This is a genomic window from Bradyrhizobium sp. 1200_D9_N1_1, assembly GCF_052075915.1.
In the GTDB taxonomy this organism is placed as follows: Bacteria; Pseudomonadota; Alphaproteobacteria; order Rhizobiales; family Xanthobacteraceae; genus Bradyrhizobium; species Bradyrhizobium diazoefficiens.
The window spans coordinates 5,104,608-5,117,485 of the sequence record NZ_CP197226.1; the positions used below are offsets into that span (position 1 = coordinate 5,104,608).

At 65.1% G+C, this 12,878-nt stretch carries 14 protein-coding genes; 8 read left to right on the forward strand and 6 right to left on the reverse strand.

The genetic code is table 11. The annotated features are described in order from the left end of the window. Nucleotides 1-155: 155 nt before the first annotated feature. Both AB5K84_RS24640 and AB5K84_RS24645 read right to left on the reverse strand, forming a co-directional pair. Nucleotides 156-392, reverse strand: a complete 237-nt coding sequence (locus AB5K84_RS24640; protein WP_038967144.1) for a hypothetical protein — start codon at nucleotides 390-392, stop codon at nucleotides 156-158. 70 nt (nucleotides 393-462) lie between these two features. Further along, on the reverse strand, nucleotides 463-699 hold the full coding sequence (locus tag AB5K84_RS24645) for a hypothetical protein (protein ID WP_028171346.1): 237 nt from the start codon (nucleotides 697-699) through the stop codon (nucleotides 463-465). 261 nt (nucleotides 700-960) lie between these two features. Here AB5K84_RS24645 and AB5K84_RS24650 point away from each other — a divergent pair, with 261 nt between their 5' ends. After that, nucleotides 961-1,308, forward strand: a complete 348-nt coding sequence (locus AB5K84_RS24650; protein ID WP_011087204.1) for a DUF6481 family protein — start codon at nucleotides 961-963, stop codon at nucleotides 1,306-1,308. Nucleotides 1,309-1,433: 125 nt separating this feature from the next. Here the strand turns inward: AB5K84_RS24650 and AB5K84_RS24655 are convergent, their stop codons facing one another. Next, on the reverse strand, nucleotides 1,434-1,688 hold the full coding sequence (locus AB5K84_RS24655; RefSeq protein WP_011087203.1) for a pentapeptide MXKDX repeat protein: 255 nt from the start codon (nucleotides 1,686-1,688) through the stop codon (nucleotides 1,434-1,436). Between the two features lie 311 nt (nucleotides 1,689-1,999). Here AB5K84_RS24655 and AB5K84_RS24660 point away from each other — a divergent pair, with 311 nt between their 5' ends. The 3 genes from AB5K84_RS24660 to AB5K84_RS24670 are packed head-to-tail and all read left to right on the forward strand — an operon-like array spanning nucleotide 2,000 to nucleotide 4,928. Beyond that, nucleotides 2,000-3,022, forward strand: coding sequence for a TRAP transporter substrate-binding protein (locus tag AB5K84_RS24660; RefSeq protein ID WP_011087202.1), 1,023 nt, complete (start codon nucleotides 2,000-2,002; stop codon nucleotides 3,020-3,022). Beyond that, nucleotides 3,019-3,573 carry a TRAP transporter small permease gene (locus AB5K84_RS24665; protein ID WP_011087201.1) on the forward strand — a complete coding sequence of 185 codons (555 nt, stop codon included), beginning with the start codon at nucleotides 3,019-3,021 and terminating at the stop codon, nucleotides 3,571-3,573. Before AB5K84_RS24660 ends, AB5K84_RS24665 begins: the two co-directional genes overlap by 4 nt. Further along, nucleotides 3,570-4,928, forward strand: a complete 1,359-nt coding sequence (locus AB5K84_RS24670; protein ID WP_011087200.1) for a TRAP transporter large permease — start codon at nucleotides 3,570-3,572, stop codon at nucleotides 4,926-4,928. The genes AB5K84_RS24665 and AB5K84_RS24670 overlap by 4 nt, the downstream gene beginning before the upstream one ends. A 99-nt stretch (nucleotides 4,929-5,027) precedes the next feature. Here AB5K84_RS24670 and AB5K84_RS24675 read toward each other — a convergent pair whose 3' ends face one another. Next, entirely contained in the window at nucleotides 5,028-5,720 is a 693-nt protein-coding gene (locus tag AB5K84_RS24675) for a GntR family transcriptional regulator (protein ID WP_038967141.1), read from the reverse strand. Nucleotides 5,721-5,951: 231 nt separating this feature from the next. Here AB5K84_RS24675 and AB5K84_RS24680 point away from each other — a divergent pair, with 231 nt between their 5' ends. From AB5K84_RS24680 to AB5K84_RS24695, 4 genes are all read left to right on the forward strand, one after another. Then, nucleotides 5,952-6,560: a TRAP transporter small permease gene (locus AB5K84_RS24680; protein ID WP_038967140.1), complete on the forward strand. Its 609-nt coding sequence runs from the start codon at nucleotides 5,952-5,954 to the stop codon at nucleotides 6,558-6,560. Next, entirely contained in the window at nucleotides 6,560-7,825 is a 1,266-nt protein-coding gene (locus tag AB5K84_RS24685; protein WP_011087197.1) for a TRAP transporter large permease, read from the forward strand. The genes AB5K84_RS24680 and AB5K84_RS24685 overlap by 1 nt, the downstream gene beginning before the upstream one ends. 23 nt (nucleotides 7,826-7,848) lie before the next feature. Continuing rightward, the gene (locus AB5K84_RS24690) at nucleotides 7,849-8,832 is read left to right on the forward strand and encodes a TRAP transporter substrate-binding protein (RefSeq protein ID WP_011087196.1); all 984 of its coding nucleotides are present in this window, start codon (nucleotides 7,849-7,851) and stop codon (nucleotides 8,830-8,832) included. A gap of 73 nt (nucleotides 8,833-8,905) precedes the next feature. Continuing rightward, nucleotides 8,906-9,832, forward strand: a complete 927-nt coding sequence (locus AB5K84_RS24695) for a dihydrodipicolinate synthase family protein (protein WP_011087195.1) — start codon at nucleotides 8,906-8,908, stop codon at nucleotides 9,830-9,832. Nucleotides 9,833-9,949: 117 nt separating this feature from the next. Here the strand turns inward: AB5K84_RS24695 and AB5K84_RS24700 are convergent, their stop codons facing one another. Further along, nucleotides 9,950-10,861, reverse strand: coding sequence for a hydroxymethylglutaryl-CoA lyase (locus AB5K84_RS24700; RefSeq protein WP_011087194.1), 912 nt, complete (start codon nucleotides 10,859-10,861; stop codon nucleotides 9,950-9,952). A 1-nt stretch (nucleotide 10,862) separates the two neighbouring features. Further along, on the reverse strand, nucleotides 10,863-12,878 hold the full coding sequence (locus AB5K84_RS24705) for an acetyl/propionyl/methylcrotonyl-CoA carboxylase subunit alpha (protein WP_038967137.1): 2,016 nt from the start codon (nucleotides 12,876-12,878) through the stop codon (nucleotides 10,863-10,865).

The window sequence follows — 12,878 nt, forward strand, 5'->3', positions numbered from 1 at the left end:
GCCGTGGTCCCAGCGCGATAGACGATTCGCCGCGCGCTGGGCTGATGCCGGCTGACATAACTGACCTGCCTGATCGGCTAAGTCCCGTTACAAATGATTAAGATCACGGCGATTTTTCGGCCCAAAGAGCTCCAGAGGACAGCGTTGGAGGACTTCTAGCGGGCCGGCTCGATCACGTTGCAATTGCTTCGCCCCGACATCAGGCAGTCCTGCATCTTGCTGGCGGCGGTGAGATCGCGGGCCAGCCACCAGCCGACGCCGAGGATCACGATCGCGATGATCAGGCCGGCGACCGCGCCGCGGCGATTGTCACCGGATTGAGGTCTTGGCGGGGATTTGGGCCCGTCACCCGGTTCAGGCTTGGGTTCGGGATTGGGCTCAGACTTGGTCATGACCGGCTGATCACTCGGGCGAGCCAGCTTTAACACCTCTGCGGCGACGCGTCACATCGCAAGTTCCGGTTCAGCCTCGGGTCGCCCGGATCGCATCCTTGCGCGAGGTTTCGACCGCGGGGATCGCCTCACGGACGCGTGGTGCGCAAGTCGTGAGCACGAACGCGGTCTGGCTGCACTCCCAGTCGGCGCCCAGGACGGCACTTTCGATCGGCTGCGGACGGGCGAGCAGGAACGCGGCGCCGGCCAAGGCGGCGACAGCGACGGTGATTGCGAGCGCCTTCAGGCTCAATCGGAAGATCATCATGCCCGTGCTCCGTCTCGTTGGCGCGGACGCTAGGCGCCGCTCCGCGTGCTCCCTTATGAGGGACATCACAATTCGGCAGTTTTTCCGGGCTACGAGGATCGTCGGGAGGCGATTTTCGTCTACCTGGTCGGCTGCGATTTGGGTGGCGTTGCGACGCGCGGCGATGTACACGCATCTGCGTCGCGTGGCGCCTGCTATGCCCAGCCGACGTACCAACACGCAGTGATGTAGGGTCGAAAGCGAGGAAGACAAGGCTCGTCGATGAGTGGATTCAGGGAACCAGGTTTCGCAGACCGGCAAAAGGCGGCGCAGGACGCCCGCAAAAATCTTTTGAACAAATTCAAATCCCAACCGGGACCGGATGATCCGTCGGTTGCGGCGAAGCGTGCCGAGCGTGAGGCGCTCGCGGCCAAGCGCGCCGAGGCAAAGGCTGCGCGCGAGGCGGAAAAGGCCGAGCAGAAGCGCCTTGAGGAAGAAGCCAAGGCCGCGGAAGCTGCGCGACTTGCGCGTGAGGCCGAGGAAGCGGCCGCCCAAGCGACTGCGCTCGAGGCCGAACAGAAGGCCAAGCGCGACGCCCGTTACGCCGCCCGCAAGGCCAAGCGCAAGTAACGTTCACAAGTCACATTCAGTTGAACTTGCGCTGAGACATCGCTCCGGGGCGGTCCGCGGGACCGCTCCGGACTTTCGAGAGCGCGCGTCTGCCTTGCGCAAACGCCTCCCGCGACGATGGAAGATCAGTTCTTCTTCATCATCCCGTCGTCTTTCTTCATCCCGTCCTTCGACATGTGATCCTTCTTCATGCCGTCGTCCTTGGTCATGGCATCCTTCTTCATGCCGTCCTTGGACATGGTGTTCTTCTTCATCATGCCGTCCTCCTTGCCCATCTTGTCGCCCATCTTGTCTTGGGCAAAGGCGGCCGGCGACAGCGCGAGGCCAAGCGAGAGAGCGGCAACCGAGACGCCGAGCGCGATGCGGGTGCGAATGGTCATGATTGGTCTTCCCTTCGAGATGGTGTTTGTCAGCGACGGACGCCGCTATTCAATCTCGACGGATTGCCACGCGGCGTTGTTACGCGGTCGCTGATAAATTTCTGCGCGCCGCCGCCGTCCCTCGTTCCGCCTGGCCTAGGAGGACCAGAAGTGTGCAGCGCAGCACGGCCGACACTTGCCGCGGCATTCGGTCTCGAACTATCAGATGAGAGAACATCGGGCGAAAGACCGGCTAGGATGGGCCCAGGCACCGGTCTCACAAGGCCTGACCCAAATCACACCAAACAAGAACCGTCCAAGGGAATCACACCATGCTCACGCGCCGCCACCTGCTCGCGACCGCCGTCGCGGCACCCGCCATTCTCCGCTTCGGCACTGGCACCGCGCATGCCGCGACCACGCTGAAGATCTCGCACCAATTCCCGGGCGGCACCATCGACAAGGGCGATTTCCGCGACCGGCTCTGCCGCATGTTCGCCGCCGAAGTCGCCAAGCGCAGCAATGGCGACATTGCCGCTGAAATCTATCCGAACTCCTCGCTGATCAAGACCAACGCGCAGTTCTCCGCGATGCGCAAGGGCGCGCTCGATATCTCGCTCTATCCGATGCCTTACGCCGGCGGCGAATTGCCGGAGACCAATATCGGCCTGATGCCGGGCCTCGTCACCACCTACGACCAGGGCATGCGCTGGAAGAAGGAGCCGGTCGGCAAGGCGCTCTCCGACTTCCTCGCCGACAAGGGCATCATCCTGCTCACCTGGGTGTGGCAGGCCGGCGGCCTCGCCAGCCGCTCCAAGCCTATCGTCGCGCCTGAAGACGCCAAAGGCATGAAGGTGCGCGGCGGCTCGCGCGAGATGGACATGGTGCTCCAGACCGCCGGCGCCTCGGTGCTGTCGGTGCCTTCGAACGAAATCTACGCGGCGATGCAGACCGGCGCCTGCGACGCCGCTCTCACCTCCTCCACCAGCCTGATCTCGTTCCGGCTCGAAGAGGTCGCGAAGTCGCTGACCTCGGGCGCGGGCGCTTCCTACTGGTTCATGCTCGAGCCCTTGATGATGTCGAAGGCGATCTTCGACAAGCTACCGAAGAACCAGCAGGACGTGCTGCTCGCAGTTGGCGCCGAGCTCGAAGTCTTCGGCCGCAAGGGCGCGCAGGACGACGACGTCGAGGTCGCAAAGGTCTACGAGAAGGCCGGCGCCAAGGTCTCGGTGCTCGATGCCGCGACCGTCGGAAAGTGGCGCGACATCGCCCGCGACACCGCGTGGAAGGATTACGGCGCCAAGACCGCGACCGCCGCGAACCTGCTCAAGCTCGCCACCGACGTCGCGGCATGAGCCACGGTCCGCTTCCGGATCGTGACGACCAGGCCAACGCTGCCGCAAGGACCGGCCTTGCGGCGGCGATCGATCGCGGTCTCGCCATCCTCAACAGCATGATCGTCGTGTTCGCGGCGATCGCGCTGGTCGCGGCCTGCGCCATCCTGAGCTACAGCGTGCTGAGCCGCGCCTTGTTCAAGGCCGCCAATTACTGGCAGGACGAGGCCGCCGTGTTCCTGTTGGTCGGCGCGACCTTCATGACGGCCGCCTATGTGCAGCAGAACCGCGGTCATATCGGCATCGAGGCTTTCGTCGGCCTGCTCTCGCCGCTGGCGAACCGGATCAGGCTCTGGTTGGTCGATGCCGCGACATTCATGTTCTGCGCCTTCTTCACATGGAAATCCTGGACGCTGGCCCATGAGGCCTATGTCGACGGCCAGGTCTCGAACTCGATGTGGTCGCCGCCACTCGCCATTCCCTATTCGCTGATGGCGCTCGGCATGAGCCTGCTCTGCGTCCAGATTCTCGTGCAGCTTGCGCTGCCTTTCGCAGGAGCCAGGCGGCCATGAGCGTTTTCGGTATTGGCCTAGCTTACGCCATTGCGACGCTGGTCGTGATGTTCTCGGGCATGCCGATCGCCTTCGCACTTGGCGCGGTCGCGGTCGTGTTCATGGGCATCTACATGCCGTCGGCCTCCCTCGATACGGTGACGCAGAACGTCTACGAGGAAATGGCCTCGATCACGCTGCTGTCGATCCCGCTCTTCATCCTGAAGGGCGCGGCGATCGGCAAGTCGCGTGCCGGCCAGGATCTCTATTTGGCCCTGCATGCCTGGCTGCATCGCGTCCCCGGCGGGCTCGGCGTCGCCAACGTGTTCGCCTGCGCGCTATTCGCGGCGATGGCGGGCTCGAGCCCAGCGACCTGCTCGGCGATCGGCTCGGCCGGCATCCCCGAGATGCGCAAGCGCGGCTATTCCGGCGGCTTTGCCGCGGGCATCATCGCCGCCGGCGGCACGCTCGGCATCCTGCTGCCGCCCTCGATCACCATGATCCTGTTTGCGGTCGCGGCGGAAAAGTCACTCGGGCGTCTCTTCCTCGCCGGCATCGGGCCGGGCCTGCTGCTGGTGTCCCTGTTCGGCACCTATGCCGTGATCCGCTTCCGCCGGGAATATGCCGCCGCTGAGGCCATCTACAGGAAAGGCGGACCGGAAGCCGCAATTCTCGCCCGCGACGAGTACACGCTGGCAGAGCGTTTCAGCGTGCTGCCGCGTGTGATCCCGTTCGTGCTTCTGCTCACCGGCGTCATGATCGCGCTCTATGGCGGCTATGCCACGCCGTCGGAGACCGCCGGCCTCGGCGGGCTCCTCGCGCTGGGGCTGATCGCCGCGATCTACAGCGTGTGGCGGCCGAGCGACCTTGCGCCGATCATGAAGTCGACGATCCGGGAATCGACCATGCTGATGATGATCATCGGCATGTCGCTGCTCTATTCCTACGTGATGAGCTATCTGCACATCTCGCAATCGGTCGCCGAATCCGTTGTCGCGATGCACCTGCCGCGCTGGGGCCTGTTGTTCGCGATCCTCGTCATGGTCGTCGTGCTCGGCTTCTTCCTGCCGCCGGTCTCGATCATCCTGATGACCGCGCCGATCATCCTGCCGCCCTTACGCGCCGCGAACTTCGACATCATCTGGTTCGGCGTGGTCATGACCATCGTGATGGAGATGGGGCTGATCCACCCACCTGTGGGATTGAACATCTTCGTCATCCGCAACGTCGCGCCCGATATTCCCCTCAGCGAGGTGATCTGGGGCACCCTGCCCTTCGTGCTGCTGATGATGCTTGCGGTGCTGCTGCTGTGCTTCGTGCCGGGGATATCGACCGCGCTGCCGGATCTCGTGATGGGGCCGGACGGGAGCAGGTAGCGGCAATCGCAACTTCCGTAGGGTGGGCAAAGTGTAGCGTGCCCACCAGAATGTACGACGCCTAGACGGTGGGCACGGCGCTATGCGCCCTTGCCCACCCTACGATTTCTCCTTCCGCCGTGACTTCGGCGCGATCGTGCTGCCGGCCACGACCTGCAACAGATCCTTTCGCACGGCCTCGATGTGCCGCTCCAAAAACCGGCAGGCCTCATCGATCTTCTGCGCGCGGCAGAGCGCGATCAGCTGGGCGTGCTCCTTCTCGGCAGTGCCCATCGCCTTGGTGTTGGAGAGCTGGAGGCGCGTGTAGCGGTCGCTGGTCTGGAGCAGCGACAGCACGATCGCGCGGGTGCGCGGCTGCGGGGCGTGGACGTAGAGCGCCATGTGGAAGTCGGCGTTGAGCTGGCCCCATTCGCTGACGTTGCGCGCCTTGATCGCCTTCTCGAAACTCTTGTGGATGTCGTCCAGCCCCGCGAAATCCTCCCCGGTGAAGCGCGGCGCCGACTGCGCCAGCAATCGCGGCTCCAGGATGCGGCGGAGGTCGAACACGTCGTTGATCTCGTCCAGTGACAGTTCCGAGACGATGGCGCCCTTCTGCGGAACGATGCGCACCAGCCCTTCGGCCTCGAGCTGGAACAGCGCCTCGCGCACCGGAATGCGGCTGACGCCGTAGGCATCGCCAAGCGCATCCTGGCGCAATTGCGATCCCGCCGGATAGGTGCCGTCGAGGATCGCCTGCCGGAGCTGGTCGACGATCGCAGCCGACAGGGTGCGATGCTTCAGAGGCTGTTTCATCTGACCTTCCGTCTTTCTTCGCGACTCGTCCGGCAGAAAGCGGTCCCTCTCTTGCATGTTGAGGGCGCCAGCAAAAGCCAGCCCCCACAAAACCAGGTGCCCAGCAAAAGCGCGTCCTGCCGCCGAAATGACCGCAATCTCCGTTTGACACCCAAAATGTATAAATTATACATTTTGCCTTGGCACGGGAATTCTGACGGGGGATTGGGGCCTTTGATGATCGAAGGGACGATGCCGGATACGGGCGCGCTCAGCGCCCGGCGGATTGTGATCAGGGCGTCGAGCGCGCTGCTGGCCTTCGAGCGTCTGGCGCTGATGGGCCTGATGTACCTGCTCACCGCACTGATCCTGGTGAACGTCGTCACCCGCTACTCGCATTTCCCGATCTATTGGATCGATGAATCCGCTGTCTATTGCGTGGTCTGGCTGACCTTCATCGGCGCCTCCGCCATGACGCGGTTGCGGCTGGACTTCGCCGTCACGATGCTGACGGAGCGTCTTTCGCCGCAGCACCAGAAGATCGCCAAGGTGATCTCGACCGGTCTCGTCGTCGTGTTCGGCGTCGCCCTGATCGTCACCTGCGTGCTCTGGATGGACCCGATCGGGCTCGCACGCGCCGGCTTCGACGGGCGCAAGCTCGCGGCCGAGACCTTCAACTTCCTCTACACCGAGCACACCCAGACGCTGAACTGGCCGACCTGGGTGCTCTATTTGACGCTGCCGATCTTCGCGGTGTCGATGACCATTCACGGCCTCGCCAATCTACTTGAAGATCTCGAGCTGGTCCCGCGCACGCCGCTGAGGGGCTTCCAGCTCTCCGAGCTCGACGGGGTCAACTGATGATCACGTCTGCCGCCTTCGTCGCGATCATGCTGGTCGGCGTGCCGATCGGGCTCTGCCTGTGCCTCGCCGGCCTCGTCTACATCGCCGCATCCGGCAATCCGGTGCTGTTCCAGTCCTATCCGCTCCAGCTGTTCGGCGGCGTCGACAGCTACGGCCTGATCGCCATTCCGCTCTTCATCCTGATCGGCGAGATCATGAACGGCGGCGGCATCACCCGCCGCATCGTCGACATGGCGATGGCCTTCGTCGGCTCGCTGAAGGGCGGACTCGCCTACGTCAACATCCTCGCCAACATGTTCATCTCCTCGATCCTGGGATCTGCGACCGCGCAGGTCGCGATCATGGCCCAGATCATGGTGCCGGAGATGGAGAAGAAGGGTTACGACAAGACCTTTGCGGCGGGACTGACCGCCTATGGCGGCATGCTCGGCCCGATCATCCCGCCCTCGGTGATGTTCGTGGTCTACAGCGTTCTCGCGCAGGTCTCGGTCAGCGACATGCTGATCGCCGGAATCGTGCCGGGCGTCATCCTGACCGTGATGTTCTGCCTCGTCATCGCGCTGATGGGATACATCTACAATTATCCCCGCGCCGACTATCAGACGCCGCGCCAGCGCGTCATGACGATCCTGCGGACGTCGCCCACCCTGCTGATCCCGATCGTCATCGTCGGCACCATCCTCGGCGGCCTCGCCAACGCAACGGAATCCGCAGCCGTCGGCGCCGTCGCCGCGGCGCTGGTGGGAAAATACTGGACCAAAGAGTTCGAGTTCTCCCAGCTGCCGCAGATGATGCTGCGCAGTGCCATCTATTCGGCAATCGTGCTGTTCCTCGTCGCCGCCGCCGCGGTGTTCTCCTGGGTCCTGATCTTCGGCAAGGTGCCGCAGGAGACCGCCGGCTGGATCCAGTCGGCCGCCAAGGACCCGATCAGCTTCATGCTGATCTGCAACGTCATCCTGCTGGTGATCGGCACCGTGATCGACGGCATTCCCGGCCTGATCATGACGGTGCCGATCCTGCTGCCGGTCGCAACCGACGTCTATCACATCGACCCCCGGCATTTCGGCGTCGTCGTGGTGATCAACCTGGTGCTCGGCCTGTTGTCGCCGCCGGTCGGGCTCTGCTTCTTCGTCGCGGCCGCCGTCACCGGCGCCAAGCCCGGCAAGATGTTCATGGTGACGCTGCCCTTCTTCGTCATCTCCTGCGTCCTGCTGGTGCTGCTCTCGCTCTTCCCCTCGCTCTCGCTGATCCTCGTCAAATAGGCCCGTCCAAAAGGAGCCCGACCATGCCGCTTTCACGTCGCCGCTTTCTCGCCGCCAGCGCAGCCGCATCGGTGTTCGCGCCGTCGCTGGCGCTCGCCCAGGCCAAGGAATTCCGCCTCGGCCTGATCACGCCGAACGGCCATTCCTGGAACAAAGCCGCGCTCAAGTTCGGCGACGAGCTCAAGGCCGCCACCAACGGCCGGCTGACGCTGACCGTGTTCCACTCCGGCCAGCTCGGCAACGAGCCCGCGATGATGCAGCAATTGCAGTCCGGCGCGCTCGACATGGGCTTCATCCAGGCCGCCGAGCTCGGCTCGCGCGTCCCGCACATCGCCGCGATCAACGCGCCCTACATCGTCCGCTCGACGCCGGCGGTCGCGAAATTCGTGCGGCATCCCGCGGCGGTGAAGCTGTTCGACGTGCTGCCGCAGGAGACCGGCACGATCGGGCTCGGCTGGGGCATCACCGGCATGCGCGCGGTGTTCTCCTCCAGGGACCTGAATTCGCTCGCCGACATCAAGGGCATGAAGCTGCGCATCAACCCGACGCCGGTCTATCGCGATTTCTATTCTTCGCTTGGCGCGGCGCCGACGCCGATCCCGACGCCGCAGGTGTTCGACGCGATGGCCAACGGCCAGGTCGATGGCCTCGAGGCTGATCTCGAATTCTCCTGGAATCAGCGCTTCGACAAGGTCTCGAAGGTGATCCTCCAGATGAACGCCGTCTTCATGCCGATGGCCGCAGTGGTCTCGGGCCGGGTCTGGCAGTCGCTCCCCGCAGCCGACCGCGAGCTGATCGCCAAGACGGTCAAGTCGACGCTGGACGCGCAGATCGACGAGCTCGCCGGCAATGAGCCCGCACTGATCGAGAACTTCAAGAACGCGCCGATCCCGATCCGCCAGGTGCCGGCCGGCGACACCGAGGCGGTCATTGCCGAGTTCGACAAGATCTGGCTGCCCAAGGCTCCGGTCCTCGCCGAATTGCGCAAGGTCGGCGCTACGCTCTGATCCCGCCCGCCATCCTCTTCACCACAGCCGGCGGCCCCAGCCCCCGCCGGCAAAACTTACTTGGAGTTAGACCATGAGCCGCCGCGTTTCCTGGGAAGGCGTCTTCCCGGCCGTCACCACGCAATTCCACGACGATCTCTCGCTCGACATCGACGCGACCGCGAAGGTGATGGACGGACTGATCCGCGACGGCGTCTCCGGCCTGATCGTCTGCGGCTCCGTCGGCGAGAACACGTCGCTGGAGCGCAAGGAGAAGGTCGCGATCATGGAGACGGCGAAATCCGTCGCGGCCGGGCGCGTGCCCGTGCTGTGCGGCATCGCCGAGTTCACCACGGCCTTCGCGGTCGAGACGGCCAAGGAAGCCGCGCGTGTCGGCATCGACGGCGTCATGGTGATGCCGGCCCTGGTCTATTCGTCGAAGCCGCACGAGACCGCCGCGCATTTCCGCGCCGTCGCCACCGCGACGGACCTTCCCGTGATGCTCTACAACAACCCGCCGATCTACAAGAACGACGTCACCCCCGACATCCTGGCCTCGCTCGCCGACGTCGAGACGGTCGTCTCCTTCAAGGATTCCTCCGGCGACACGCGCCGCTTCATCGACACAAGGAACATGGTCGGCGACCGCTTCGTGCTGTTCGCAGGCCTCGACGACGTCATCGTCGAGAGCGTCGCCATGGGCGCCGTGGGCTGGGTCTCCGGCATGTCGAACGCCTTCCCGCGCGAGGGCGAGACACTGTTTCGCCTGGCCAAGGCGGGACGCTATGCCGAGGCGATGCCACTCTACGAATGGTTCATGCCGCTCTTGCATCTCGATGCGCGCCCGGACCTCGTCCAGTGCATCAAGCTGTGCGAGCACATCATGGGCCGCGGCACGGTGCTGACCCGTCCGCCCCGCCTCGCCCTGCTGCCGCAGGAAAAGGCCGAGGTCGAGGCCATGATGGTGAAGGCGCTCAAGAGCCGGCCGCGTCTGCCGGATGTTGGGCTGAAGGCGGCCTGACCGCGCGTTTCGTTGTCTCGTAGGGTGGGTGAAGCGAAAGCGTGCCCACCATTTCCAAATTCGATCGCGGAGAGATGGTGGGCACGGCGCTATGCGCCTTTGCCCACCCTACGAAAATTAGGACGTAGTTCGCTTCTTCTTCGCATTCAGCGCGGACGCCACGCGGCTCACGGGCGGCTTGCCCAGCACGCCGCTCATCTCGTTCGTCGCCGCCAACAGCTTCTCCATGTCGACGCCGGTGCTGATGCCCATGCCTTCGAGCATGTAGACGACATCCTCGGTCGCGACATTGCCGGTCGCGCCGGGGGCGTAGGGGCAGCCGCCGAGGCCGCCGGCGGCGGCATCGATGACGCGGACGCCCTGCTCCAGCCCGGCATAGAGGTTGGCGAGCGCCTGGCCGTAGGTGTCATGAAAGTGCATCGCGAGATTGGCGGCGGGGATGTCGGCGCTGACGGCGCGCAGCATTTCCTTCGCCTTGGCCGGGGTGCCGACGCCGATGGTGTCGCCGAGCGAGATCTCGTAGCAGCCGAGGTCCCACAGCGTGCTAGCAAGATCGGCCACCGCCTTCGGCTTGATCTCGCCGTCGAACGGACAGCCCAGCACGCAGGAAATGTAGCCGCGCACCTTGATGCCGTCGGTCTTGGCGCGCGCCAGCACCGGCTTGAACCGTTCGATCGACTCCGCGACCGTGCAGTTGATGTTGGCCCGCGAAAAGCCTTCGGAGGCCGCCGCAAAGACGGAGACCACCTTCGCGCCCGCGGCGCGCGCGGCGTCATAGCCCTTCTCGTTCGGCACCAGCACGTGGAATTCGGCACCCGTTATATGGCCGACGCCGCGCAGCACGGCATCGGAGCTTGCCATTTGCGGGATCGCCTTGGGCGACACGAAAGCGCCGACCTCGACGGTGTTGAGACCGGCTGCGACCAGCGCCTCGACGAAGGCAATGCGGGCTTCGACGCTCACCGGCGTCCTCTCGTTCTGGAGGCCGTCGCGCGGCCCCATCTCGATGATGCGGACGGGCTCGCTCATCTCATTCTCCCGAAGGCTCGACCACGGCGAGCTCGACGCCTTCCTGCACGATGTCGCCGACCTTGCACTTGATCGACGTCAGCACGCCGGCATAGGGCGCCCGCAGGGTCTGCTCCATCTTCATCACTTCGAGGGTGAGGATCGGCGCGCCCTTCTCCAGCGTTGCGCCCTCCTCGGCCAGCACCGCGACGACCGTGCCCGGCAAGGGTGCCGCGATCTTGTCCGCGCCGGCCTGCTCCTCGGTCTCGCCGCCGAACGGATCGACCCAATGCAGGTCGAAGCGGCCGTGGCGCGTGCGCAAATAGAGCTCATGGCCGTCGATCACGGCGGCGACCTGGGATTTGACGCCGTCGAGCGTCAGATCGAAGCCGCCATCGCGCGGCCCGATCGCGAATGCCAGCTCGCGCTCGCCGATGACCAGCGTCGACGGCCCGCTGCCGTAGTTGAGGGTGATCTTCTGCTCGGGCCCATGTCCGACACCATGTCCGACGCGGAAGGCAAAGCTGCGCTGACGCCGGCCGACCGGCATCCAGCCGAACGTCTGCCAGGGCGAATTCGCCTCTGCCTGCGCGGCCTGCCGTTCGTCGTTCACGATCGCGGCGACCGCGGCGCAGAGCTCGAGCTCGCCGGGCGCAGGCGTAGCCTGCGTCAACACCGCCAGCTCGCGCTCGATGAAGCCGGTGTCGATCGCATTCGCCCGCACTTTTTGATGCGTGATCAGCGCCGACAGGAACGGGATATTGGTGACGATGCCGCGAACGTCGGAGTCCTCCAGTCCGCGGTTCAGCCGCTCGATCGCGACATCCCGGGTCGGTGCCCAGGCGATCATTTTTGCGAGCATCGCGTCATAGTACGGCGAGACGCTGTCGCCCTCGCGATAGCCCGCGTCGATGCGCAGGCCGCCGGTCTCTGCGGGCAGCCGCCAGGTCGAGATCTTTCCGACCGAGGGCATGAAGTTCTTGGTCGGATTTTCGGCGTAGACGCGCGCCTCGACCGCGTGGCCGTTGAGGCGGATCTCGTCCTGCCGCAGCGGCAACGCCTCGCCGAAGGCGACGCGCAGCTGCCATTCGACGAGGTCGATTCCGGTGATCAGCTCGGTCACGGGATGCTCGACCTGGAGACGCGTGTTCATCTCGATGAAGAACACGTCCTTGCCGTCGGAGACGAACTCGATGGTGCCGGCGCCGACATAGTTCACCGCGCCCGCCGCCTTCCGCGCCGCGGCGCAGACCGTCTCGCGCTGTGCCGCATTGAGGGTCGGCGACGGCGCTTCCTCGATCACCTTCTGGTGCCGGCGCTGCAGCGTGCATTCGCGCTCGAACAGCGAGAGCAGATTGCCGTGGCTGTCGCCGATGATCTGCACCTCGATGTGGCGGGGATTGTCGACATATTTCTCGATCAGCATGCGGTCGTCGCCGAACGCGGCCTTGGCCTCGCGCTTGGCGCTGACGATCGCGGGCCCGAGCTCGGCCGCCGAGCGCACGATCCGCATGCCGCGGCCACCGCCGCCGGCCGACGCTTTCACCAGGATCGGGAAGCCGATCTGGTTCGCGGCCTTCGCCAGCGTCGCCTCGTCCTGGGCCTCGCCGTGATAGCCGGGCACCAGCGGCACGCCCGCCTTCTCCATCAGCGCTTTCGAGCCGGACTTCGAGCCCATCGCCGTCATCATCCCGGCGGTCGGCCCCACGAAGACCAGCCCCGCGTCGAGGCAGGCATGCGCAAACTCGGCATTCTCCGACAGGAAGCCGTAGCCGGGATGCACGGCCTCCGCCCCGGTCTTTCGCGCGGCTTCGATCAGACGCTCGACATTGAGATAACTGTCACGCGCCCGCGCGGGGCCGAGCAGCACGGCCTCGTCGGCGAGCGCGACATGCATCGCGTCACGGTCGGCCTCGGAATAGACCGCGACCGTGCGCAGGCCCATGGCACGGGCGGTGCGAATGACGCGGCAGGCGATCTCGCCGCGGTTGGCGATCAGGAGGGTGCGAAAACGGCGGTAGAGCTTTGAGCGGTCCAT

Bases quoted from the DNA above. Each gene is read 5' to 3' on its own strand.
- AB5K84_RS24640 (WP_038967144.1), bottom strand. From the start codon at position 392: ATGACCAAGTCTGAGCCCAATCCCGAACCCAAGCCTGAACCGGGTGAC.
- AB5K84_RS24685 (WP_011087197.1), top strand. From the start codon at position 6,560: ATGATCACGTCTGCCGCCTTCGTCGCGATCATGCTGGTCGGCGTGCCG.
- AB5K84_RS24675 (WP_038967141.1), bottom strand. From the start codon at position 5,720: ATGAAACAGCCTCTGAAGCATCGCACCCTGTCGGCTGCGATCGTCGAC.
- AB5K84_RS24705 (WP_038967137.1), bottom strand. From the start codon at position 12,878: ATGGACCGCTCAAAGCTCTACCGCCGTTTTCGCACCCTCCTGATCGCC.
- AB5K84_RS24700 (WP_011087194.1), bottom strand. From the start codon at position 10,861: ATGAGCGAGCCCGTCCGCATCATCGAGATGGGGCCGCGCGACGGCCTC.
- AB5K84_RS24690 (WP_011087196.1), top strand. From the start codon at position 7,849: ATGCCGCTTTCACGTCGCCGCTTTCTCGCCGCCAGCGCAGCCGCATCG.
- AB5K84_RS24680 (WP_038967140.1), top strand. From the start codon at position 5,952: ATGCCGGATACGGGCGCGCTCAGCGCCCGGCGGATTGTGATCAGGGCG.
- AB5K84_RS24665 (WP_011087201.1), top strand. From the start codon at position 3,019: ATGAGCCACGGTCCGCTTCCGGATCGTGACGACCAGGCCAACGCTGCC.
- AB5K84_RS24650 (WP_011087204.1), top strand. From the start codon at position 961: ATGAGTGGATTCAGGGAACCAGGTTTCGCAGACCGGCAAAAGGCGGCG.
- AB5K84_RS24645 (WP_028171346.1), bottom strand. From the start codon at position 699: ATGATGATCTTCCGATTGAGCCTGAAGGCGCTCGCAATCACCGTCGCT.
- AB5K84_RS24670 (WP_011087200.1), top strand. From the start codon at position 3,570: ATGAGCGTTTTCGGTATTGGCCTAGCTTACGCCATTGCGACGCTGGTC.
- AB5K84_RS24695 (WP_011087195.1), top strand. From the start codon at position 8,906: ATGAGCCGCCGCGTTTCCTGGGAAGGCGTCTTCCCGGCCGTCACCACG.
- AB5K84_RS24660 (WP_011087202.1), top strand. From the start codon at position 2,000: ATGCTCACGCGCCGCCACCTGCTCGCGACCGCCGTCGCGGCACCCGCC.
- AB5K84_RS24655 (WP_011087203.1), bottom strand. From the start codon at position 1,688: ATGACCATTCGCACCCGCATCGCGCTCGGCGTCTCGGTTGCCGCTCTC.